Source organism: Marvinbryantia formatexigens DSM 14469 (assembly GCF_025148285.1).
GTDB classification, from domain to species: domain Bacteria; phylum Bacillota; class Clostridia; order Lachnospirales; family Lachnospiraceae; genus Marvinbryantia; species Marvinbryantia formatexigens.
Map to the genome: position 1 here is coordinate 2,550,786 of NZ_CP102268.1, position 21,510 is coordinate 2,572,295.

Annotated in this window: 21 protein-coding genes and 2 tRNA genes; 19 read left to right on the forward strand and 4 right to left on the reverse strand. The window is 49.3% G+C overall.

Going from position 1 to position 21,510, the window contains the following annotated elements:
• Window positions 1–23: 23 nt before the first annotated feature.
• The 4 genes from NQ534_RS12035 (at window position 24) to NQ534_RS12050 (ending at window position 3,974) form a co-directional block, all read left to right on the forward strand.
• Window positions 24–938: a carbohydrate ABC transporter permease gene (locus tag NQ534_RS12035; protein ID WP_006860000.1), complete on the forward strand. Its 915-nt coding sequence runs from the start codon at window positions 24–26 to the stop codon at window positions 936–938.
• A 16-nt stretch (window positions 939–954) separates the two neighbouring features.
• Window positions 955–1,860: a carbohydrate ABC transporter permease gene (locus tag NQ534_RS12040; protein ID WP_006860001.1), complete on the forward strand. Its 906-nt coding sequence runs from the start codon at window positions 955–957 to the stop codon at window positions 1,858–1,860.
• Between the two features lie 246 nt (window positions 1,861–2,106).
• Window positions 2,107–3,147, forward strand: a complete 1,041-nt coding sequence (locus NQ534_RS12045; protein ID WP_040781285.1) for a type IV toxin-antitoxin system AbiEi family antitoxin — start codon at window positions 2,107–2,109, stop codon at window positions 3,145–3,147.
• Window positions 3,144–3,974, forward strand: coding sequence for a hypothetical protein (locus NQ534_RS12050; RefSeq protein ID WP_006860004.1), 831 nt, complete (start codon window positions 3,144–3,146; stop codon window positions 3,972–3,974). Before NQ534_RS12045 ends, NQ534_RS12050 begins: the two co-directional genes overlap by 4 nt.
• Window position 3,975: 1 nt before the next feature.
• On the opposite strand, the gene NQ534_RS12055 is transcribed toward NQ534_RS12050, so the two are convergent.
• Window positions 3,976–5,286 carry a sensor histidine kinase gene (locus tag NQ534_RS12055; RefSeq protein ID WP_006860005.1) on the reverse strand — a complete coding sequence of 437 codons (1,311 nt, stop codon included), beginning with the start codon at window positions 5,284–5,286 and terminating at the stop codon, window positions 3,976–3,978.
• Window positions 5,279–5,968 (reverse strand): response regulator transcription factor, encoded by a 690-nt coding sequence (locus tag NQ534_RS12060; protein WP_040781398.1) that lies wholly within the window; start codon window positions 5,966–5,968, stop codon window positions 5,279–5,281. Before NQ534_RS12060 ends, NQ534_RS12055 begins: the two co-directional genes overlap by 8 nt.
• A gap of 253 nt (window positions 5,969–6,221) precedes the next feature.
• Between NQ534_RS12060 and NQ534_RS12065 the strand changes: the two genes are divergently transcribed.
• From NQ534_RS12065 to NQ534_RS12120, 12 genes are all read left to right on the forward strand, one after another.
• Window positions 6,222–6,827 (forward strand): hypothetical protein, encoded by a 606-nt coding sequence (locus tag NQ534_RS12065; protein WP_006860008.1) that lies wholly within the window; start codon window positions 6,222–6,224, stop codon window positions 6,825–6,827.
• A 16-nt stretch (window positions 6,828–6,843) separates the two neighbouring features.
• Window positions 6,844–8,061, forward strand: coding sequence for an ABC transporter permease (locus tag NQ534_RS12070; RefSeq protein ID WP_006860009.1), 1,218 nt, complete (start codon window positions 6,844–6,846; stop codon window positions 8,059–8,061).
• A gap of 4 nt (window positions 8,062–8,065) precedes the next feature.
• On the forward strand, window positions 8,066–9,508 hold the full coding sequence (locus NQ534_RS12075; RefSeq protein WP_006860010.1) for an ABC transporter permease: 1,443 nt from the start codon (window positions 8,066–8,068) through the stop codon (window positions 9,506–9,508).
• 2 nt (window positions 9,509–9,510) lie between these two features.
• The gene (locus tag NQ534_RS12080; protein WP_006860011.1) at window positions 9,511–10,155 is read left to right on the forward strand and encodes an ABC transporter ATP-binding protein; all 645 of its coding nucleotides are present in this window, start codon (window positions 9,511–9,513) and stop codon (window positions 10,153–10,155) included.
• 114 nt (window positions 10,156–10,269) lie between these two features.
• Window positions 10,270–11,274 (forward strand): LacI family DNA-binding transcriptional regulator, encoded by a 1,005-nt coding sequence (locus tag NQ534_RS12085; RefSeq protein ID WP_040781407.1) that lies wholly within the window; start codon window positions 10,270–10,272, stop codon window positions 11,272–11,274.
• 77 nt (window positions 11,275–11,351) lie between these two features.
• The gene (gene proC / locus NQ534_RS12090) at window positions 11,352–12,143 is read left to right on the forward strand and encodes a pyrroline-5-carboxylate reductase (protein ID WP_006860013.1); all 792 of its coding nucleotides are present in this window, start codon (window positions 11,352–11,354) and stop codon (window positions 12,141–12,143) included.
• A gap of 60 nt (window positions 12,144–12,203) precedes the next feature.
• Entirely contained in the window at window positions 12,204–12,551 is a 348-nt protein-coding gene (locus NQ534_RS12095) for an AAA family ATPase (protein WP_006860014.1), read from the forward strand.
• 44 nt (window positions 12,552–12,595) lie between these two features.
• Window positions 12,596–13,333 (forward strand): AAA family ATPase, encoded by a 738-nt coding sequence (locus NQ534_RS12100; protein ID WP_157200708.1) that lies wholly within the window; start codon window positions 12,596–12,598, stop codon window positions 13,331–13,333.
• A gap of 645 nt (window positions 13,334–13,978) precedes the next feature.
• The gene (locus tag NQ534_RS12105) at window positions 13,979–15,289 is read left to right on the forward strand and encodes a M56 family metallopeptidase (protein ID WP_260042644.1); all 1,311 of its coding nucleotides are present in this window, start codon (window positions 13,979–13,981) and stop codon (window positions 15,287–15,289) included.
• Window positions 15,290–15,311: 22 nt separating this feature from the next.
• On the forward strand, window positions 15,312–15,701 hold the full coding sequence (locus tag NQ534_RS12110; protein ID WP_006860483.1) for a BlaI/MecI/CopY family transcriptional regulator: 390 nt from the start codon (window positions 15,312–15,314) through the stop codon (window positions 15,699–15,701).
• Window positions 15,702–15,766: 65 nt separating this feature from the next.
• On the forward strand, window positions 15,767–16,387 hold the full coding sequence (locus NQ534_RS12115) for a hypothetical protein (protein ID WP_143115817.1): 621 nt from the start codon (window positions 15,767–15,769) through the stop codon (window positions 16,385–16,387).
• 17 nt (window positions 16,388–16,404) lie between these two features.
• Entirely contained in the window at window positions 16,405–16,779 is a 375-nt protein-coding gene (locus tag NQ534_RS12120) for a hypothetical protein (protein WP_143115818.1), read from the forward strand.
• 298 nt (window positions 16,780–17,077) lie between these two features.
• On the opposite strand, the gene NQ534_RS12125 is transcribed toward NQ534_RS12120, so the two are convergent.
• Window positions 17,078–17,150 (reverse strand) — tRNA-Ala (locus NQ534_RS12125).
• Window positions 17,151–17,218: 68 nt separating this feature from the next.
• Window positions 17,219–17,292 (reverse strand) — tRNA-Val (locus tag NQ534_RS12130).
• Window positions 17,293–17,549: 257 nt separating this feature from the next.
• Here NQ534_RS12130 and NQ534_RS12135 point away from each other — a divergent pair.
• The 3 genes from NQ534_RS12135 (at window position 17,550) to NQ534_RS12145 (ending at window position 21,448) form a co-directional block, all read left to right on the forward strand.
• Window positions 17,550–18,803 carry an extracellular solute-binding protein gene (locus NQ534_RS12135; RefSeq protein WP_006860479.1) on the forward strand — a complete coding sequence of 418 codons (1,254 nt, stop codon included), beginning with the start codon at window positions 17,550–17,552 and terminating at the stop codon, window positions 18,801–18,803.
• 333 nt (window positions 18,804–19,136) lie between these two features.
• Complete coding sequence (locus tag NQ534_RS12140) at window positions 19,137–20,594, forward strand: carbohydrate ABC transporter permease (protein WP_006860477.1); 1,458 nt, start codon at window positions 19,137–19,139, stop codon at window positions 20,592–20,594.
• Window positions 20,594–21,448: a sugar ABC transporter permease gene (locus NQ534_RS12145; protein ID WP_006860476.1), complete on the forward strand. Its 855-nt coding sequence runs from the start codon at window positions 20,594–20,596 to the stop codon at window positions 21,446–21,448. The genes NQ534_RS12140 and NQ534_RS12145 overlap by 1 nt, the downstream gene beginning before the upstream one ends.
• Window positions 21,449–21,510: the final 62 nt, after the last annotated feature.

Here is a 21,510-nt window from a genome sequence, read left to right on the forward strand (position 1 = left end):
AGAAAGAGAAAGGGGGAGGCTTCATGGCCGGTAAAGCAAAGAAAGCCACTGGCTACAGCATGAGCAGAGCGCTGGTGCGCAGAGAAACGATTGCGGGCTATGCGTTTATGCTGCCGAATCTGATATTTTTTGTCGGATTTGTTATTTATCCGATGATTCAGTGTGTGATTACCAGCTTCTTTGATTCCACAATGAACCGGGCGGACATTTTTGTGGGTCTGGGGAATTATATAGAGCTGTTCCAGGACGGCGTGTTCCTGCGCGCACTGTGGAATACCATCATTATTGTAGTAGTTTCCGTTCCCGTAACCTGCATTTTCTCACTGTGGGTAAGCTCGATTATTTACGATTTAAAGGGGCCCCTGTGTTCCCTGCTCAGATGCGTATTTTATCTCCCGGTCGTTACCGGTTCCGTGGCGGTCGCAGTGGTATGGAAATGGATGTACAACAATTACTACGGTATTTTCAACTACGTCGGCAAGGGACTGGGTCTGATTGATAAGAATATCAACTGGCTCGGTGATGAAAGATTTGCCCTTGGATGTATTATTCTGATTCTGCTCACGACCTCCGTAGGGCAGCCGATCGTGCTCTATGTGTCCGCGCTGAACAATGTGGATGTTTCTCTTGTTGAAGCGGCAGAGGTGGACGGAGCAAACAAGATGCAGTGCTTCTGGAAAATTAAATGGCCGCAGATTATGCCGACCACGCTTTACATCCTTGTTATCACGACCATCAACAGCTTCCAGTGCTTTGCTCTGATACAGCTTCTGACGAGCGGCGGACCGAACCACAGCACGGATACGATCATGTATTACATCTATCACACGGCGTTCAAGCTGTACCGCTATGGCTATGGCAACGCGATGGGCGTTGTGCTGGCAGTGATTATTGCTGTGCTTTCTGCTGTCCAGTTTAAGATGGCACAGTCAGATTAGGAAGGAGGTCCGGAAAATGAATAAGTCGACGTCAGTACGAACCAAATGCTATAAGATTATATCGATAGCAGTGATTATTCTTTTGGCGATTGCGTTTGCGTTCCCGCTTTACTGGATTATTACCGGCTCCTTTAAGACGGCGAAGGCAATCAACTCCACGACCCCGCAGTGGATACCTGATGAGTGGGTTCTGGATAATTATAGAAAGCTGTTCAGCAAGCAGACGGCGCCGCTCTGGTCCCTGAGCATCCCGTTTACCGGTATTACCTTTGCGGGACCGATCGTTCCGGCTTCTATCCGCTGGCTGATGAACACAATATTTATGGCGGTCATGTCCATGATTCTTACCTGCGCGACCTCTGCGATGGCGGGCTATGCGCTGGCAAAAAAACGCTTTATCGGCAGAACGGTGCTGTTCTCGCTGATTGTCTGTGCGATGGCGCTGCCAAAACAGGTTATTCTGATTCCGCTGCTCCGTGAAATGTCGGCGCTGAATCTGTATAATACCATCTGGGCGGTAATCTTTCCGATTGTGGGATGGCCGTTCGGTGTATTTCTGATTAAGCAGTTTGCGGAGGGCATACCGGGAGAAATGATGGAGGCGGCGCGCATCGACGGTGCGAGCGAGTGGAAGACCTTCACGAACATTGCGCTGCCGATGATTAAACCGGGTATCGGCGCGCTGGCGATTTTCACGTTCATCAATTCCTGGAACGACTACTTCATGCAGTTGATTATGCTGTCGAGTACGGAAAACGCCACCATATCCCTTGGTATCGCACGTATGCAGGCGGAGAACTCCACAGACTTCGGTCTGATCATGGCAGGCGCTGCGCTGGCGGCGGTTCCGATTATCGTGGTATTCCTGATCTTCCAGAAATACTTCACAAAGGGTATTACGATGGGCGCGGTAAAAGGTTAAGAAAAAAGCTCTCAAAAGAGCGTATCAAAAATGATAAAAAATGTAATCGGGAGCAGGGGCAGAATAAAACTGCCCCTGCTCTGTTTTGTCTGCGGAAGCCATAACGGCACTGACCGCGGCAGGCAGGTTACCATGAGCAAAGGGAACAGTACAGCAGGCAGTGGCCTGCAGAACAATCCGTTTGCAGATACTTGACAATAATGTGGTTTCACTGTTATAATTAATTTCATTATAATGATGAAAGCGATGATAACAGTGAAAAATATTTTTGTAAAAGAACAGGAAATTGTTGCGGAAAAGTTTTTAAAATTGCCGGTTGTTCAGAAATATGAAATAACAGGCAAACGAAAAGACGGCTTTTTTGCGGAGGTAGAGCTTGATGACGGGGATGGATTTATTCTGTATGTATGTGTTATGAAAGACGCATATCCGGCGTTGGTAAAAGAAAAAACAAAAAGCCTGCCGGAAAAGAAACGGGATGAGAGCTTTATTATTATAGCGCCGTATATTTCGGACGAAACAGCAGAAATCTGTGAGACAGCGGGAATCGGATTCTTTGATTATGCAGGAAATTGCCTGTTCTGCAGGCATTCGGTTTATTTGCGCGAAAAGGGAAATAAAAATCCGCAGCCGAAAAAACGCGGACAAAGCTCCGTTTTTGAGCGGTCATCCGAAGTATCTTCCGCGATTCTCAGAGAGATGTTTCTGGATGTCAGCCGGCCGTGGAAACTGAAGCATCTGGCGGAAAAGGTAAACTGCAGCATTGGTCAGGTATCTAAAGTAAAAGACTTTCTTTGCCGGAATGCATGGGCGGAAATGACAGGGGATGGGGTGAAACTGGAGCAGCCGGAAAATATCCTGCGTGAATGGAGTAAGGTATACGGGAAAACGAAAATTCCTGCTGTCTCCTGCTACTCGCTTGACGGTGTGGCTGACCTGGAAAAAAAACTGAGAAAAATGAAGGAACATACAGGAATGGACTACTATTTGACTGGTTTTTCTGGCGGGGTAAGGTACGCACCGGTAGTGAGGTATAATCGGGTGCATGTTTATCTTGAACCGGAAAACATAAAAGAAGCAATGAATTTTCTGGAATGTAAAGAAGTGGAGAACGGACAGAATTTCGTTATATTTCCAATAGAAAAGGAATCCTGTATAAGGGATTCAGAAGAGAAACAGGGATACAGCGTGGTCTCTCCGGTTCAGATATATTTAGACTGTATGCAGATAAAGGGACGGGGAGAAGAGATGGCAGAAGCAGTAATGCGAAAGGAGATACTGAAGTGATAAAAGAAGAAGACCTGCAAAGTTCTCTGGACTATTCGGAGGGACAAAAAGAAGCGGCACACCGGATTCTGGTTGAATTGACGAATTTGTTTGATGTGTATCAGGATGATATCCGTGTGGTTGGCGGCTGGGTTCCGGATTTGCTGTTCCCAGGCGAGGGACATATCGGAAGTATAGATGTAGATTTGCTGATTAATCATCTGACACTTAAGGACGCCGGATACCAGAATATGGCGCTTATTTTAAAACGGAACGGATACAGGGAACATCCGGACAAATATTTTTCTTTTTTGAAGGATGTAGAAATTGATGGAAATATATATCCGGTAGATGTGGATATATTGGCAGGGATGTATGGCGGAACACAGATAAAGAAAAGAAGCCAGCATATTCAGGGGATAAAAGCTTTGAAAGCGACGGGCGGAAACTTTGCGTTTGAGTTTGCGGCACAGGAAGTGCGTCTGGAAGCAAGGAGACCGGATGGCGCTATGGATGTAGCGCATGTGAAGGTAATCGCTGTCGTACCTTATTTGATTATGAAAGCTTCTGCACTGGGGCGGGGAAAGGCAAAAGATGCTTACGATATTTATTTTTTGATGAAGCATTATCACGGAGGCGTCAGGGCCCTGGCAAAAGAGTTTGAAGAGGTGTCAAAGCTGCAGATTATTCGTGATATGAAACAAAAACTGCAGGAGAAATTTGCATCCGAAAATCATGCGGGGCCCCAGGATGTTGCAAATTTCCTTGATTTATCAGATGATGAAGAAATTGCTATTATAAAGAGGGATGCCTTTGAGCAGGTCCAGGCGTTGCTGAATATGATTTAATCTATGCGGGCGGTTGTCCTAAGGGCAGCGACAGGAAGAATGTCGCTCCGCCGCCGGGCGTATCTTCAAACCATACTTTTCCGGACAGTATTCCGGACAGCTCTTTTGCAATACTCAGTCCCAGACCGAAGTGCGATTTATCGGTGCGGGATTTATCAGCGCAGTAAAAACGGTCGAAAATAAACGGTTTATCCTCCTCAGCAATGCCGCTTCCATGATCTGCGACAAGAAAAATCAGTTCTCTGGCAGTCTGCCTCGTTTTTATTTCAATGGAGCTGTTTTCCGGCGAGTAATAGACTGCGTTATCCAGAAAGATGCTCAATATCTGGAAAACACGTTCCTGGTCCGTAAAAAGAGGCGGGTAGCTTTTTTCATCCAGCTCCAGCTTCAGACGGATATTTTTTTTCAGACATACGGGCTCATAGGCTTCGAACAGCGTAATCAGCAGCGTATCCACATCCGTCAGAGTTTTCTGAAGGGTCCACTGGTCGGCATCCGAGGCGGCAAGGAGCAGCATATCACGTATCAGTCCGGACATCCGGGTGCATTCCGCGTCGATGATGCCAAGGCTCTCCCGCACCTGCGGGGAGGTCTCACCGGCATCCTGGATGGCTTCCGCGTTTGCCATAATGACTGCCAGGGGGGATTTTAATTCGTGGGAGGCGGCGGCAATAAAGTCCTTCTGCCCCTCAAGCACCTGCTCTGTGGGGGCGAATGCCCTGCGCAGCAGAAAACGGCTGACAATCAGAATGCCCGCAAATGCCAGCAGCCAGATGGCGCAGTATGCCGGAGCCTGTTCTGCCAGCAGGCTGCCGGCGGAGGGCTCCTCATAAAATAAAATCAGAGAGAGCAGCTTTTGGGACTTTGTGAGAATGCTGGCGCAGATGGCAAGATAATGGTCGCCGTTGTCACCGGAAATCTCCATATACCCGCTCTGTTCGGTAACGGCGGGACTGCCAAGGATCCCGTCAGTCGTCCGGGCGGACATGCTTTTCTCTGCCGTTTTCCACAGCGTATCAGGGCCTGTGCGGGTAACCGGGGCGCTCCGGAACAGGACAGAGCCATCTTCGTCCGTCAGGAGGCTGTAAACGTGCATTTCGCTTTCATAGTCGGCGAGGAGCGTTTCCGGTTCTGAGGAATCTGCTTCCAGTTGATAAATAATAAGAGACGCTATGCGCTGGATATAAGTGATATCGGCAGTCTGCTGCGCCTGCCGGATGCTGTGGAAGGAAAAGCAGAGAATCAGCGTGACGATTGCCATAAAAACGACAATCAGAAAAATACGCAGGCGGTTTTGCAGTCGTTTAAGCATGTGATTCCTCCAAACGGTAGCCGGTACCGTAAATTGTTTTAATCTGGCAGGCGCTCCCAAGCTCCCGGAGGCGTCTGCGAAGAAAAGAAATATAGTTGTCCACATTTCCAGGTTCAATATCAGAATCGCTTCCCCATACCTTCAGAACAAGCTGCTCCCGTGAAAATACAGCTTCCGGCTGCCTCATCAGTGTGCCGAGAAGCTCCGCTTCTTTTGCTGTCAGCGCGACCTTTCGCTGACTGCATTGAAGCGTCCGGGTGGAGGTATCGAACCGGAGGTCGCCGCAGGTGAGTAACTCTGCATCCTGCATCTGATGCGGCCGCCGCGTCAGCGCGCGCACCCTCGCCAGCAGCTCGCGGATGTGAAAGGGCTTTACCAGATAGTCGTCCGCCCCACCGTCCAGACCGTCCACCCGGTCGTCCAGAGCGGACATTCCCGTAATGATGATGACAGGAATCTGGATATTTTTCCGGCGCATTGCCCGGATGATGGTCAGACCGTCGACGACCGGCAGCATACGGTCCACGATAGCGATATCATATCCATAATCGGTATTCAGCGCATAGAACATCGCCGTCTCCCCGTCGCTGCAGCATTCCACCATATAGCCGTTTTTTTCCAGCTCCCGCCGGATGGAGCGGCACAGCTCCCGGTCGTCTTCTATAAGTAATATTTTTATCATATCATTGTATTCCTTTCGTTGCGGGTGGCTGAACATGAAGAAGGCTGCCATTTGTCACTTAACTCCTATAGTATACCAGAGAAATCCTCTAAAAGTTATCAAAATCCAGGGGATTTCCTTTTTCTTTTTTCTGAGGATTTTTAGAGAAGTTTTCCATTATGATAGGCGCGTAAAAACAAACATCCCGAAAAGGGAGTGCCGGGATGCCGCCGGGCGTGCAAAAGCCGGCAGATAAAGAAAGGAGAGATTTCTGATGAAATACAGGAGAACAATAACGGTAACAGCAATTCTGCTCTGCGCACTTGCGCTGACTGGCTGCCAGGGCTCTGTCGCCGGACAGAACGGGAAGAGTGACACAGCAGCGCAGAGCCAGGAGGAAAACGAGACAGAGGGCGGAATGACTGCACAGAGCCAGGAAGAAACCAAGACAGAGGGCGGAATGACTGCACAGAACCAGGAAGGAAACGGAACGACTGTGCAGAACCGGGAGGAAACCGGGACGGACGGCGAAGAACAGAATCCGCAGAATCTGGATGAAATGCAGGCGTCTGCAGTTCTGATTGGAAGCGTATCTGATTTCCGGGACGGGAGCTTCCAGGTGGTTCCGGAGCAGAGCACAGAGGATACGGCAATCCAGGCGGCAGCCGGTTATGAGAGCGGGATGGACAGTACCACTGTTTCTTATGGGGAGGACTGCCTTTTTCAGATTGCCAGCATCAGCACCACCACCGGGGAAATTACGCTTAAGGACGCCAGCGCGGCGGACGTGAAAAAATCCACCGGTGTCGCCGTCTACGGAGATACACAGGAAAACGGGGAAATTCATGCCGTAAAGGTGCTGATTACCCGCTATCAGTGACGGGAGGGAGAAAGCGATGCCTTTTTATCGGAGAGGGTTCCTTTATCTGAGAAGGAACCCTGCGAAGACGGCTCTTTTGTTTCTGGTATTTCTTTTTGTCAGCGGCATGATTCTGGGCACGACGATGCTGCTGGAAGCCGCAGAAGCCACGGAAGTGTCAATGCGGGAAAAAACGAAAGCCAGAGTTATCTGCGAGGCTTCGGATACTGCGCATCCGGTTACGGAGCAGGAGGCGGAAAGCATCCGGAGCCTGGAAGCGGTAACATCCGTCAACCGGATGGGGCAGCAGGCGGCATACGCGGCCGATCTTACGCCGGTCACCGCCAGCGATTCCAGGGAGCCTGAGAACCGGCGGGTCAGTCTGTACGCATATGACGACCTGGAAAGCGAAGGACCTTTTGCGGAGCAGTCCTTCCGGCTTACGGAGGGCAGCCTGATTGATGCCCAAACCCGCCGCGGTGTTTTGGTGAACGCCGGATTTGCGGATGCAAACGGTCTTTCGGTTGGCGATATGATTTCGCTGGAAGCAGAGGATGGGAATGTCGTGACCGTAGAAGTGACCGGAGTGTACCTTGCCGGGAATGAAAGCCGGCAGGAAAACGACACTCCCGCCCTTTACCGGCTGGAGAACCGCATTTATATCGACAGCACGACGTATCTGGATCTGACCGGCGGCGGATTTTACCAGGTAACCGTCTGCACCGGGCAGCCGGAGCTTCTGGATACGCTGGCGGAGGAGATAGAGGAAATTCTGCAGGGAAAAGCGGAGATTACCACATCGGACGCCCTTTACCGGCAGATGAAAGCGCCGCTTACGCAGATGACCGGGATGGTGGGGCTTATGAGGATACTCGCTTTTCTGACCGGCATCACGGTCGTCTCCCTGCTGCTCTGCATGTGGATGCGCGGAAGAAAGAAGGAAATGGCGGTATTTCTGAGCATGGGCGAACGGAAGCTGTTTATTTTTCTGCAGGCATTTCTGGAATCGGCCGCTGTATTTGCGGCTGCCCTGTGCGCCGCCTGTATCCCTGGAAATCTGGCGGCGGGGAAGCTGCAGGCGCTTCTGATGACTTTTGCAAAGACGGAGGTATCCGTGCAGATATCCGTGCGGACAGCCGATATCGCCCTTCTGGCGGGAAGCGGCATTCTGGTGGTGCTGGCGGCTGTTCTGCTGTCAGTGCTGCCGGTACTCATGACAAATCCGAAGGACATTTTGTCAGAAATGGAGGAATGATACCATGAATTTATTTCAGAGAGCAATCCGCTCCTGCCTCAGAAAGCCGGTCCGGAGTATTCTGCTTTTGCTGGTCGTGTTTCTGGTCAGCCTGCTGTTTTTATCCGGCATGGCGGGGCGCTCGGCAAATATCGCCGTAAAGGACAGTACAAGACAGGCAATCGGCGCCGGGTTTTTGCTGGAGGAGAATCCGGAGAACCGCAGCAGGCGAATAGAGGAAGCCAGCCGGAAGATAGAGGAGCTGTCCGCGGACGGGCAGGGAGAATACGATGGCTACCATCAGCAGAAGACTACGGTAAACGGCAATGAGGTATGGCAGAGCTGGACGGATAATTCTTTTGAATCACTGAAAATGGAAGATATTGAAAAAATCGCCGCTGTGGAGGGAATTTCCGATTATAATATCACGACGGTTCCCACGGCGGTCCTGCCGGTCGGCTTTGAGCGGATTGAGGATGCAGGTACGGACCAGACCGGCGATCTGCAGGGAGTGGCGCTGGTCGGAAATCTGGATATGACGATGGATGACAATGTTCTTGGCGGAAACGTCACCATCAAAGAAGGAAGGATGACAACGGCAGAGGACAGTAACGTCTGCGTAATATCGGAGGAGCTGGCAGAGAAAAACCATCTGGAGGTGGGCGACAGTCTGAGGTTCTGCCCGGTGAAGGAGAAGGAGCCGGTGCAGGAGGCGGTAATTGTGGGCATTTATCAGGTGAAAGAGCGGATGGAGCCTTATATGTCCGGCGATACGTACCGCTCCGAGAATGTGATTTTCACGGACCTGCATTTTCCGGAAAAGGTGGAGCAGGACGATCCGCTGTATGAGAAGGCGTATTTTAAGGTGGCGGATGTCAACGAATACGATGCGGTGCGGGAAGCAATCGCGGCGGCGGATATCGACTGGCAGAGATACGATTTGATTGACAATAACGGCAGTCTGGAAACGATGGCGGCGAACTTTCATGATTTGGAAAAAATCAATAATACGCTGCTGCTGGTGGTTGCCGGAGCCGGTTTTATGATTCTGTTTTTCATTTTTATTTTCTGGCTCAGGAGCAGGACGCATGAAATTGGGATACTGCTGTCGCTTGGAATTGCCAGAGGGAAGATTCTTCTGCAGATTTCAACGGAGGCTTTCCTGGGCGGCGCGCTGGCGCTGGCACTTTCCTTTCTGGCGGCTCCGGCGGTATCGGACGCCGCCGCGGGCTATCTGACAGACTGGCAGGCGCAGCAGGACGAACTGCAGGCGGAGCTGGATGCGGGCGGAACCGCCACGGAGTACCAGGCGCCGGAGCTGACGGTAACGGATGTGGAAACAGAGCTCACGCCGGCGATGCTGCTGGCGGATGGTCTCTGCGTGGGCGCTCTGATTCTTTTATCGACAGGCGCCGCCGGTGTACTGATTCTGCGCAGAAAGCCGGCAGATATTTTAAAGGAGGACTAACTATGATTCTGGAAGCGGAAAATATCCGGTATTTTTATAAATCAAGGCGTGACAAAATGGTTCTGGAAAATGTGTCCGCCGCTTTTGAAGAGGCGGTGTTCTATGCGGTTACCGGTCCAAGCGGCTCCGGGAAAACGACGTTTCTTTCCCTGCTTGCGGGGCTGGATAACCCGGCGGAGGGAAGGATTCTTTATGAAGGGGAGGATATCCGCAAAAAAGGGCTGAATTACCATCGCAGGCATCATGTCTCTCTGGTATTCCAGAACTATAATCTGATTGATTATCTTACTGCCGAAGAAAATGTGAAGCTGGGCGGCACCAGGGACGCAGGAGAGCTTTTGCAGACGGTCGGCATCCTTTGCGGGGACTGGAAAAGGAATGTGCTGCAGCTTTCCGGCGGTCAGCAGCAGCGGGTAGCGATTGCCCGCGCTCTGGCAAGCGATGCGAAGGTGCTGCTTGCGGACGAGCCGACCGGGAATCTGGACGAAGAGACAGCCGGCGGCATTATCCGGCTGCTGAAAAAGACCGCCCATGAATCGGGCAGATGCGTTATTGTGGTGACGCACAGCAGGCAACTGGCAGACGAGGCGGATGAAGTGCTGGAAATCGGGCAGGGAACGCTTCATAGCAGCACTTTAATCCATTAGCGGCAGGGCGTCAATCTTCCGGAAATAATGCTTGCAGGCGGCGGCGGGGTCTGTTATGCTAAAAGAAAACGGCTGCGAAGGAGGCGGCCGGAGGATGTACGGTGGGGAAGATTTATGGAGAAGGATAAGGTTTATACAATTAATGATATTGCCAGGGAGCTGGGCGTCAGCAAGACGACTGTTTCCAGGGCGATTTCCGGGAAAGGGCGCATCAGCAGGGAAACGCAGGAGAAGGTGTTTGCGTTTATTGAGCAGCATGATTACCGCCCGAATGGACCGGCGCGCGCGCTGGCGCAGAGTAAAACGTATAATCTGGGACTGGTATTCCCGGCGGATTATTCTGCGGTGGATTTCCCGTTTTTTAAGGAGTGCATGAACGGCATTTATGAGACGGCGTCCAGATATGAGTATGATGTTGTGATTGCGATAGCGGATGACCAGGATTTTTCCGGGAGCCGCCACCTGGTGGAAAACCGCAAGGTGGACGGAATGATTCTGAGCCGCTCCACCGTGGGAAATTCTGCCATGCAGCATTATCTGAAGGAGAAGCAGATGCCGTTTGTGGTGGTGGGACCGGCGGAGGAGGCGGGCGCCGCCTCGGTGGACAACCAGAACCGGGAGGGCTGCTGTGAGCTTACCGGCATTCTGCTGCTGAAGGGTATCCGGCGGCTGGCGCTTCTGGGGGGAAACCGCCGGCATCTTGTAACGGAAAGCCGTCTGCAGGGCTTTAAGGATGCGTACCGCGTGCAGAAGATTCCGGAGGAGGAATCGATGATATTTTTTGATATTGAAAATTATACGGCGACGGCGGCTGCCGTGGAGCAGATTCTGGCATGGGGAGCGGACGGGATTCTGTGTATGGATGATTTTATCGCCAGTATGCTGATTGGGTGCCTGCAGGAGCGGAACATCCGGATTCCGGAGGACATGAAGCTGGCAAGCTTTTACGACAATCCCCAGTTTGAATTTTTGTCGCCGACCGTCACCAGTCTGCACTACAACACGAAAGGACTTGGCGAGAACGCCTGTCTTACGCTTCTCAGGTTGCTGGGTGAGGACGTGACGGAGGAGGAAGCGGTTCTGAACTATCAGGTGATTTTAAGGGAATCCACAAAATAGCAGATGGGCAGGTTCTTATTGGCTGTAAGGGATAACATTCGTAAATATATTAGATGTGATAGAAGGAGAGTGCAGAGATGAAGATAGGATTTATTGGATGCGGAAATATGGCAAAGGCAATGATAAACGGGATTCTGGCAGGCAATCTGGCGTCGCACGGGGAAGTGATGGCGTCTGCGAAAACGGAGGCGACCAGGCAGAAAATCAGAGAGCAGCTTGGCATTCTGGCGGCAGAGAGCAACCGCGAGGTGGCGGAGTATGCACAAATCGTATTCCTGGCGGTAAAACCGCAGTTTTTTGAGGAGGTGCTTGCCGAAATCCGTCCGGCTGTGCGGCAGCAGATTTTTGTGTCGCTGGCGCCCGGAAAGACCATTGCCTGGCTGCAGGAGCGCCTGGGGGACGGGGCAAAGATTATCCGCACGATGCCGAACACACCGGCAATGGTGGGCGCCGGTATGACCGCGCTCTGCAAAAATGAGGCGGTGACGCAGGAGGAGGCCGCTGCGGTCTGCGCTCTCTGCGACAGCTTTGGAAAGACGGAAATGGTGTCGGAGAGCATGATTGATGTGGTGACAGGCGTCTCCGGAAGCTCCCCCGCCTATGTCTTTATGTTTCTGGAAGCGATGGCGGACGCGGCGGTGGCGGACGGAATGCCGCGCGCGCAGGCGTACAGATTCGCTGCGCAGGCGGTTATGGGAAGCGCGAAGCTGATGCTGGAGACCGGCGAGCATCCCGGCGTTTTAAAGGATATGGTCTGCTCCCCGGCAGGCACCACCATCGAGGCAGTGCGCGTCCTCGAAGAAAAGGGACTGCGCAGCGCAGTCATAGAAGCGCAGCGGGCGTGCGTGAAAAAAGCGAAGGGATTGTGACGGAAGTGGCGTGCGGATGGCATATTCTATTTATTATCCTGGGGCGGGAGGCAGAGCAAAATGATAAAGTGCTTTGCTTATGAAAATTTTAAAAGCTTTGAAAAGGCTGAACTGGATATCGAGGCACTGACAACGCTGATTGGAACGAATTCATCTGGAAAAAGTAATGCGATAGAAGGAATCTCTATACTGGCAAAAACGGTGACAGGGCTTGAATTAAGTATGATTCTTGACGGAACCAAAAGTACGGGGGCTGTCGTGCGCGGAGGAAGCAGCGGCTGTGCGAGATTTAAAACAAATGCGTTTAAACTGGGATGCCTCACAGAGCTGGACTCGGAAAATGATTTGCTTTATGAAATTAAAATAGGCGTGAAAGAGCGTGCAGCAGTTGAAGAAGAGGGGATATAGTCTGCATTCGTTCTTCTGCAATTTTGCCACAGATGGCGGGAAAAGTGCGAAGAGATACAGAAGAAGAGAAGAAAACTGCTTCATGGATGGAGCATGTAATCAGGCACTTGAAAAATATCAGAATGCTGGACCCTGTTCCATCCGCAATTCGTGACTATGTGAGAATATCAGATACAGAGCTGCGGCAAAACTGTGATAATCTTTCGGCGGTGCTGAATGAAATGTGTAAAAATACCGCTAAAAAAGAGCGGTTGTTAAAGGTAGTAAGAGAATTGCCGGAGAACAGCGTGGAAGATATTGAATTTATAGAGACTCAAATTGGGGATGTTATTTTTGCGCTTCGTGAAAAGTGTTTTGATTCTGAAGAACTGGTAGATGCCCGCCGGCTGTCAGATGGCACTTTACGCTGCATTGCGGTATTAACGGCAGTTCTGATTGGAGAACCGGGCAGTATGGTTATGATTGAAGAGCTGGATAATGGTATTCATCCGGTAAGAGTTTATAAGCTTGCAGAACAACTGGCTGATATAGGCAGGGAGAGAAATATCGACATTATCATTACTACGCATAATGCAGCTCTTCTGAATGCGTATAAGAAGGATGAACTGATAGGAGTTTCTGTCGTATACAGAGATAAAGAGCGCAGTACAAGTAAGATTAAATCCTTTGTAGAAATTGACAATTTCCCGGCGATGCTGGCGGCTGGTGGTCTGGGCGATGCGATGATTGATGAAAGCCTGCTGTCGGCATTAAAACAGTCAAAAAAGGCAAAAGACTATTGAAACAGGTAACCATATAGCTCACATACCAAGCGGCAATGTCCGGAGGAAAATTGCGGGGAAATTTGGTGAGTATTTACGGAAAACGGCGGAAGGGGAAGCACCCTGGCAATTATATGGTGTTGAACTGGGGAAAGATGGACTGTTGTATCTGGCAGAGCATATTGAAGAAAATGCTATGCGGGAGATAGGAGTGGGCGATATGTCCATTATTTACGCGTATGAACAGTATAAAGAAAAAATACCGGCAATCGGAACGATTATGATATGGAGTACAGACACACATTTACAGGGGTACCGTGAAGAGAATGTATCAGCGTCCTTTCAGAAAAGACGGAAAAATAGAGATAAAAAGGTTTTAAAAAGAGTGCCGCATTTGAGAAAAATTTCTGGATGCGGCACCTTGTAACAGTTCAGCCAAGCTGCCCTGTTACATGCAAAAATCCATTTAAAATCGCTTCGCGATGGGATTTTTGCACTCTTGTATCATTTTCTTACGGTCTTTGCAGCGAGTGCAAAGACCTGTCTGAACTGTTACGGCACCTTTCTTATTAAAAAGTATGTGATGTTTTCTGACATTGACATTTTCTTTCATAAATGTTAAAATGTACTAAAAGAATTAGGACAATGATGCGGAGGGAAAACAATATGAAGAGTGTTGTGTTGGTAATGACGGCATCTGGTTCTGTAATGTTTCTTATTTTTTATGTGGTTTGTTCGATATATGGGAACAGGCTGAAGGCAAAGTGGAAGCGGTACATATTGCTGCTTGCTGCGATTTACTATCTGATTCCGTTTTCTTCTGAAAAATATACGATAAACGGCTGGCTGAGAAGGCATCGTCTTCCGATGATGTTTCCGAAAAAGCTGACGGACGGAGTGATGGACAAAGCGGATATTGTATATGTCATTGATGGGCGGGCGCGGTTTGAATATACACAGCCGCTGTTAATGTGGGGTACTGTTATATGCGGAATTGTTTCAATGATTTTCCTGCTGTATTTTATTTATACCTGTTGGTCGTTCAGAAAGAAAATAAAAGCATATAAAAGGCAGGAGGTTTCAGAGGAATGCAGGAGGGTATTTGAAAAAGCATTACACAGACTGGCGATCCGGCGGCATATTAGTCTGTATAAATCGCCTGATGTGGAAGCTCCGGCTGCAACGGGGATTTTTAAACCGTGTATCTGGCTGCCGGAAAGAATGGACACTATTTCTGAAAGCGAAATGGAAAATGTTCTGGTACACGAACTGGCTCACATAAAGCATCATGATTTGCTGATGCATATTGCCGGGCTTCTGGTGATTACAGTTCACTGGTTTAATCCGTTTTCATATTTATTGCTGCACTTTATACGCCTCACAAATGAAGAATATAGTGATGAAACTGCAGTAGAGCATATGGGACAGGAAGAGCGGATATCCTACTGCAGTACGCTGATTATGCTGGCATGTGGGAACAGGAAGAAATCCACACTGGGGCTGGGTTTTTCCAGACAGCCCCGAAAGCAGATAGAAAGGAGGATTGATTTTATTATGATGAAAAGAAAGAAAAATGTACTGGCAGCATGTATTGCCGGTGCATTTGGTATTATCGCCAGCACAGTCACAGTGTTTGCGTATGATCCACCGCAATATATTGTACAGGAAAGTGGTAAAGAGGTAAACCTGGAGGCAGAGGAAGCATTTTATGCCGGAACACTGGAGCTGGAAGTGGAAGAACTGCCGTATGATAATTTCTTCACAGACAGTGAAGGAAATATATATCCCATTACAGAAGAGCAGACAAGAAAGGAATGCAGGCACGAATATGAGCTGGGAATAAGGACGGAACATGTTCAGGATGGCAATGGGGGCTGTACGGTAAATTATTGCCGTTCGAAAAAATGTATAATATGTGGAAGTATTGTGGATGGTGAAATATATCAGGCTATTACACGTAAAGTGTGCCCGCATTAATCTGGCAGCAGGGAGTGAAAAGATGGACAAAAAATATGGGCTGACATCAACGGAATATGAGATTATGGAACTGTTCTGGGATACGGATGGAAAATTAAGCTTTAAAGAGGTTATGGAGTATTTCAATAGTACTAAGAACAAAAACTGGAAAAAGCAGACGATAAGTACGTTTTTAAAGATCCTGCAGGATAAAGGGCTTATAGCATCCGATACTTCCGGAAAGAAATATCAGTATTATGCGACCTGCACAAGGGAGAAACATATTAATATGTGGGTGCGGCAAATGATGAAGGATTCATTTGATAATTCTATGGGACAGTTTTTGATGGCTTTTTCGGGCGGACAGAAATTAAGTGAAAAAGATGCGGATGAACTGAGAGAGTATTTAAAAAAATATAGTAAAGGTGATTAAGCAAAACGACCTGATATTTTTAGCGCAGAAAATCTGAACTATTATGGAGATGAAGGGGGATGTATATGGGAAAGAGAATGGGCGTTTTTGTGCTGACTGGTATTTTATTGACAGGATGTTCTCTGCAAAACGGGGAGAGTGCCCGGATTAAGGGAACGATAGATTTTACGGTCGATAAAGATGGAAAACAAGGCGGAGAAGAAACGGAAACAGCAAAAATAACAGAAGCAACAAAAACAGCAGAAATTTATACAGAAGCAAGGGAAACAGAAAAGCCGGAGGATAAAAATGCGGCAACAGAAAAACGGGCATCGGAGAGTATTACGCCGGAAACAGATGTCGTGGAAGATACATACCAGAACACAGCTGGAACGACAATGAAAGCCTTGTTCCGGGACACGGACGGGACAATACACGGACCACAGATAGGACTGACAGAGCACGGAAGTCCGCTGTATGATTATGATATTGACCCGGATACCATACCGGAAGAGTGGAAATATGGGAATTTTACGTATTCTGCAGGAACCGAGGCGTATATGACGGAAAACGGGGAACTGCTATACCGTGACCCGGATGGAACGATACACGGACCACAGATAGGTTTGACAGAGAACGGAAGCCCGTTGTATGATTATGATTTTGACCCGGCAATCATACCGGAGGAATGGCAGTATACCGGGTAGTTATGGGGGATATTTATATGGGAGCAGCAGAAAATAAGTCGTTCGTAAGAAATAAAATAATTGTAGTGCTGGTATGTTTTTTGTGGTGTATATCCGGTATGCCGGTTATTGCTGTAGAAAATGTGACATATGATGAGTTTTTTACTGCTCCCATCAAGCAAATGCGCATGGAATTTGATGGAGATAAACGATGGTGGCCCATGACAATTACCAGTAACAATATTATTATTGGTATTTACAGCACAAAAGCCAGTATGGGATATGATGAGGTTGATGATAAGAGCTTATTTTCTGTACTTTGCTTCGATTTTCAGATATGCAATCATCATTCCGATGAGCAAAATCATTACCCCGAATATCATGAAAATAAAAAAAGGAGAATTCTGTTCTAAAAATAAAACAGGAATACCAATGATTTCAAGTACGGCTGCCGCTGTAAGCCATAATATAGATACAGCTTTATTATAACGTGCTGTATCTTCTATTTCAGGAGGCTTTACAAACGTGAAAAAACCCACTGCCTCAGTTGACTTGGGGCAGCTGATTCCGATTCCGAAAAAAACAGCGGCGACTATACTCCATCCGATAAATCCGATAATCATATTTACTTCTTTCAAAATCCGGCTGTTGTCCGGTGCCATGCGTCTATTTTAACAAATTTTTTCCTGCAAATATGCCAATTCTGAGAAATGGAGCATACGGGATTCGAACCCGTGACCTCCACACTGCCAGTGTGGCGCGCTCCCAGCTGCGCCAATGCCCCGCTTAAATCAGATCAAATACCCCGCTGCAAGCATGGCACCTGGCTCATTGCTCGCGGGAATAAAAAAATGGAAGCAAGGAGGCTCGAACTCCTGACCTTTCGCGTGTGAGGCGAACGCTCATCCCGGCTGAGCTATGCTTCCATATAAGTATATTATAACGCAAAAAACAGAAAATGCAATAGCTGAAATGTTACTTTTTTTACTCAATGAGCAACCGATTGCGCAAAAGGACTGCGCTGAAACAAAAGCGTTGTTAAAAACATACAAAAATAAAAAGCGAATTTCAGCAAAATGTAATAATTGACTAGAAAAAACATCGGGTATATACTAAAGATACGAGCAAACGGTTGCGCAAGTTGCGCAACAACACAAAAAACATATCTAAAAGGAGGACTAGTATGAAGCTCAAAAAAGTATTGGCATCTACCCTTGCTGCTGTGACAGTTCTGTCTTCAGTTGCACTTGTAAATGCAGAGGAAACCATCACCCTTACCCTGTGGGGAGCAGAGGAGGATCAGACGCTTCTCGGAGAATTGGCAGAAGAATTTAAGGCGGCATATCCGGATGTTACTTTTGATATCCAGATTGGCGTAGAATCAGAATCTACCGCAAAAGATACCATTCTGACAGACGTAGAGGCGGCTGCGGATGTTTACGCATTCGCGAGCGACCAGATTTATGACCTTGTAAACGCAGGCGCGCTCATCGACCTGGATGAATACGCAGAGGCGCTCACGATGGCAGGAAAGACACTGGACGATGTAAAAGCGGCAAATGTTGCAGGCTCTATCGAGGCGGCGACTGTAAACGGAAAACTTTACGCTTTCCCAAGAGCAGCGGACAACGGCTATTTCCTGTACTATGATTCCAACGTTCTGTCCGAAGAGGATGTCGCATCCTGGGACAGCCTTCTGGCAGCAGCGGAAGCGGCAGGCAAAAAGGTTGGTATGACACTGGCATCCGGCTGGTATAACGCTTCCTTCTTCTATGGCGCAGGCTTTACAACCGGTCTGAATGAGGACGGAACAACTACGATCGACTGGAACGGCACAAGCGCTGACGGTTACACCGGCGTTGACGTTGTAAAGGGTATGCTGAATATCGCATCCAGCCCGGCATTCATGGCAATCGCGGACGGCGATATCTCCAACCAGATCGCAGCAGGCGGTCTCTGCGCAGCAGTATCCGGAACATGGGATGCAATCACAGCGCAGGAAGCATTCGGCGACGGCTATGCGGCAACCAAGCTCCCGACTTTCACAGTTGGCGATACGCAGGTTCAGCAGGGCTCCGTGGCAGGCTATAAGTTTGTCGGCGTAAACGGCTATGCGGAGAACGCAGGATGGGCAGTTCTTCTGGCTGACTTCATCACAAACGAGGCATCCCAGCAGAAGTTCTTCGACCAGCGTGAGAGCGGTCCGAGCAACAACAATATTATCGATTCTGATGCAGTAAAGTCGAATGTGGCAATCGCAGCTCTTGCTGAGCAGGCAGAGTTTGGTAAGACCCAGACCGTCGGCGGAAAATACTGGGATCCGGCACAGACCTTCGGTGAACTGATTGCACAGGGAACTCTGAAAGCAGACGACGATGCAGGCATCCAGGCAGCACTGGATACCCTCGTAGAAGGCGTAACCGCTCCTATCGAGTAAGCGCGAAAGCATTAAGCCGTGCGAAGACACTGGCAGAACAGTCCGTGCATGCCTGCATGCAGACGGACTGGGAGGGCAGGGGCTTCATAGGGCGCAAGCCCGCGTGCGAGCAAAGCCGCAGGATTTGCGAGAAGCGCACGGCGCGAAATACGCAAAAAGGTGCGAAGCGCACGGCGTAAAATAATCAGGAAAGAACAGGCATGGGCTGCTGCGAGACTTTATACCCGCAAACAACAGGTGCAAATGTCCGCAGCGGCTCATTTTGTGTCATGGCATAGCAGGGGGCTTCCGTGACACAGCGACTCAGAGGTCATTTTTCGGGAGGAAATCGTTATGGCAAGTGAGAAAAAGGGAGCTGCCGCAGCGGTCGGCGGTTTCTTCAGAGCGATTGGCACTTATTTTTCCGAATTTGGCACGGCATTTGCAAAAGGCGACGCATTTGTAAAGCTGTCCGCACTGTGGATGGGGGCAGGCTACGCGCGCCGCAAACAGTACGTAAAAGCGATTATCATGACAATTCTTGAAATTGCCGTTATCGCATTTACCGTTACGTTTGCCATGCAGTATGTACCGAAATTCGGAACACTGGGAACGGTAAAAATGGAAAAGGTCTTCAACATGCAGACCATGAAGAGTGAGTTCAATGACTACGATAACTCATTCCAGATTTTGCTGTTTTCCCTGTTCAGTTTTGTAGTCTGGGCGGCATTTATCGTTGTCTGGATGAGAAACATTGTGAACGCCTACCGGCTTCAGCTTATGGAAGCAGCGGGCGAACACATCAATACCTTTAAAGAGGATCTGCACTCTTACATCGAAGAGAAATTCCACGTTACCCTGCTCACCCTTCCGGTGCTCGGCATCGTGGTATTTACAGCAATCCCGATTTTGCTGCTCATTTTTGTGGCGTTCACAAATTACGATCAGCAGCATATGCCGCCGACGGAGCTGTTTACCTGGACGGGCTTTACAAACTTCCTGAGCCTGTTTGGCGGCGGCGGGCTCACCTCCACTTTCAGCTACGCATTCGTGCGGGTACTTGGCTGGACGCTGGTGTGGGCATTCTTTGCAACCTTTACCACCTACATCGGCGGTATCCTGTTGTCTCTGCTGCTCAACAGCAAAAAGACAAAAGCGCCGAAATTCTGGCGTCTGCTGTTTATTATTACGATTGCTGTGCCGCAGTTCGTTTCCCTGCTGCTCGTTCGAAACTTCTTCTCAAACGGCGGTATCGTAAATACGATCTGCGCAAACATCGGTCTGACAGGCTTCCTGCGCGATATCGGTCTGGTATCCACCAGCTATATCCCGTTTTTGTCGGCGCCGGGCTGGGCACACGTCATGATTATCATCATCAACATCTGGATCGGTGTGCCGTATCAGATGCTGATCGCAACCGGCGTGCTGATGAACCTGCCGTCCGACCAGCTTGAGAGCGCGCGCGTGGACGGCGCAAAACCGTTCCAGATCTTCCGCAAGATCACGATGCCGTATATGCTGTTTGTTACGGGACCGGCGCTGGTTACGGACTTTGTAAAGAACATCAACAACTTCAACGTAATTTACCTGCTGACACAGGACGTGTATACGACCACCAACCAGGCAATGGCGAACTCGCAGGCAAAGGAGGTCGACCTGCTGGTAACCTGGCTGTTCCGTCTGACGCAGGATTACTACAACTACAAGATGGCATCGGCAATCGGTATCATCGTCTTCATTATCTGTGCGGTATTTACGCTGATAGCCTTTAACCGCATGATAGGAAACGGAAAGGAGGAGGACTATCAATAATGAAAAAGATGAAAGGAAACCGTTTATCTTCAATCGTACTGCACAACCTGCTGATTGCGGTTCTGGCATTTATCTGGCTGATTCCGATAGTATGGCTGGTGTGCACCTCCTTCAGCTCCTATTCCGGCATGAACACGAGCACCTTCTTCCCGAAGGAGTGGAGCGTTATCCACTATATCAAATTATTCCAGCCCGATACGGTGGCGCAGTTCCCGCAGTGGTTTATGAACACCTTTATCATTGCGTGCGTTACCTGCGTGATTTCCACGGCGTTTGTGCTGATGGTGGCATATGCGATGTCGGTAATGCGTTTTAAGGCGCGCAAGCCGCTGATGAACTTTTTCGTTATCCTGAACCTGTTTCCGGGTATGCTGGCAATGATTGCGGTGTACTTCACATTAAAGAGCTTCAATCTGACCAACAGCTATGCCGGTCTGATCATGGTGTATTCCGGCTCGGCAGGTCTGGGTTATCTGATCGCGAAGGGCTTTTTCGACACGGTTCCGCGTGCGCTCTGCGAGGCGGCGCGTATTGACGGATGCAGCGAGGCGCGCATCTTTGCGCAGATCGTTATCCCGATGAGCCGTCCGATTATCGTTTATACTGTAATCAGCAGCTTCCTGGTTCCGTGGATGGACTTCGTTTATGCGAAGATGATTCTGAACGCGGGTATCTCGGAGAAGTACACGGTGGCGATCGGTCTGTACAAGATGCTGGATAAGAGCCTTATCAACAACTACTTTACCATGTTCTGCGCAGGCGGTGTGCTGGTATCCATCCCGATTTCGATTCTGTTCATGATTATGCAGAAATTCTACGTAGAGGGAATTACCGGCGGCGCTGTGAAGGGATAAGGATGGCTGTACCGGAAGGCGCTCTTGCGGGCGCCCTCCGGAATCAATGAAACTTGAAGAAA

Coding starts and splice junctions, on each gene's coding strand:
- NQ534_RS12035 (WP_006860000.1), top strand. CDS start 24: ATGGCCGGTAAAGCAAAGAAAGCCACTGGCTACAGCATGAGCAGAGCG.
- NQ534_RS12040 (WP_006860001.1), top strand. CDS start 955: ATGAATAAGTCGACGTCAGTACGAACCAAATGCTATAAGATTATATCG.
- NQ534_RS12045 (WP_040781285.1), top strand. CDS start 2,107: ATGATAACAGTGAAAAATATTTTTGTAAAAGAACAGGAAATTGTTGCG.
- NQ534_RS12055 (WP_006860005.1), bottom strand. CDS start 5,286: ATGCTTAAACGACTGCAAAACCGCCTGCGTATTTTTCTGATTGTCGTT.
- NQ534_RS12060 (WP_040781398.1), bottom strand. CDS start 5,968: ATGATAAAAATATTACTTATAGAAGACGACCGGGAGCTGTGCCGCTCC.
- NQ534_RS12065 (WP_006860008.1), top strand. CDS start 6,222: ATGAAATACAGGAGAACAATAACGGTAACAGCAATTCTGCTCTGCGCA.
- NQ534_RS12070 (WP_006860009.1), top strand. CDS start 6,844: ATGCCTTTTTATCGGAGAGGGTTCCTTTATCTGAGAAGGAACCCTGCG.
- NQ534_RS12075 (WP_006860010.1), top strand. CDS start 8,066: ATGAATTTATTTCAGAGAGCAATCCGCTCCTGCCTCAGAAAGCCGGTC.
- NQ534_RS12080 (WP_006860011.1), top strand. CDS start 9,511: ATGATTCTGGAAGCGGAAAATATCCGGTATTTTTATAAATCAAGGCGT.
- NQ534_RS12085 (WP_040781407.1), top strand. CDS start 10,270: ATGGAGAAGGATAAGGTTTATACAATTAATGATATTGCCAGGGAGCTG.
- proC (WP_006860013.1), top strand. CDS start 11,352: ATGAAGATAGGATTTATTGGATGCGGAAATATGGCAAAGGCAATGATA.
- NQ534_RS12095 (WP_006860014.1), top strand. CDS start 12,204: ATGATAAAGTGCTTTGCTTATGAAAATTTTAAAAGCTTTGAAAAGGCT.
- NQ534_RS12105 (WP_260042644.1), top strand. CDS start 13,979: ATGAAGAGTGTTGTGTTGGTAATGACGGCATCTGGTTCTGTAATGTTT.
- NQ534_RS12110 (WP_006860483.1), top strand. CDS start 15,312: ATGGACAAAAAATATGGGCTGACATCAACGGAATATGAGATTATGGAA.
- NQ534_RS12115 (WP_143115817.1), top strand. CDS start 15,767: ATGGGAAAGAGAATGGGCGTTTTTGTGCTGACTGGTATTTTATTGACA.
- NQ534_RS12120 (WP_143115818.1), top strand. CDS start 16,405: ATGGGAGCAGCAGAAAATAAGTCGTTCGTAAGAAATAAAATAATTGTA.
- NQ534_RS12135 (WP_006860479.1), top strand. CDS start 17,550: ATGAAGCTCAAAAAAGTATTGGCATCTACCCTTGCTGCTGTGACAGTT.
- NQ534_RS12140 (WP_006860477.1), top strand. CDS start 19,137: ATGGCAAGTGAGAAAAAGGGAGCTGCCGCAGCGGTCGGCGGTTTCTTC.
- NQ534_RS12145 (WP_006860476.1), top strand. CDS start 20,594: ATGAAAAAGATGAAAGGAAACCGTTTATCTTCAATCGTACTGCACAAC.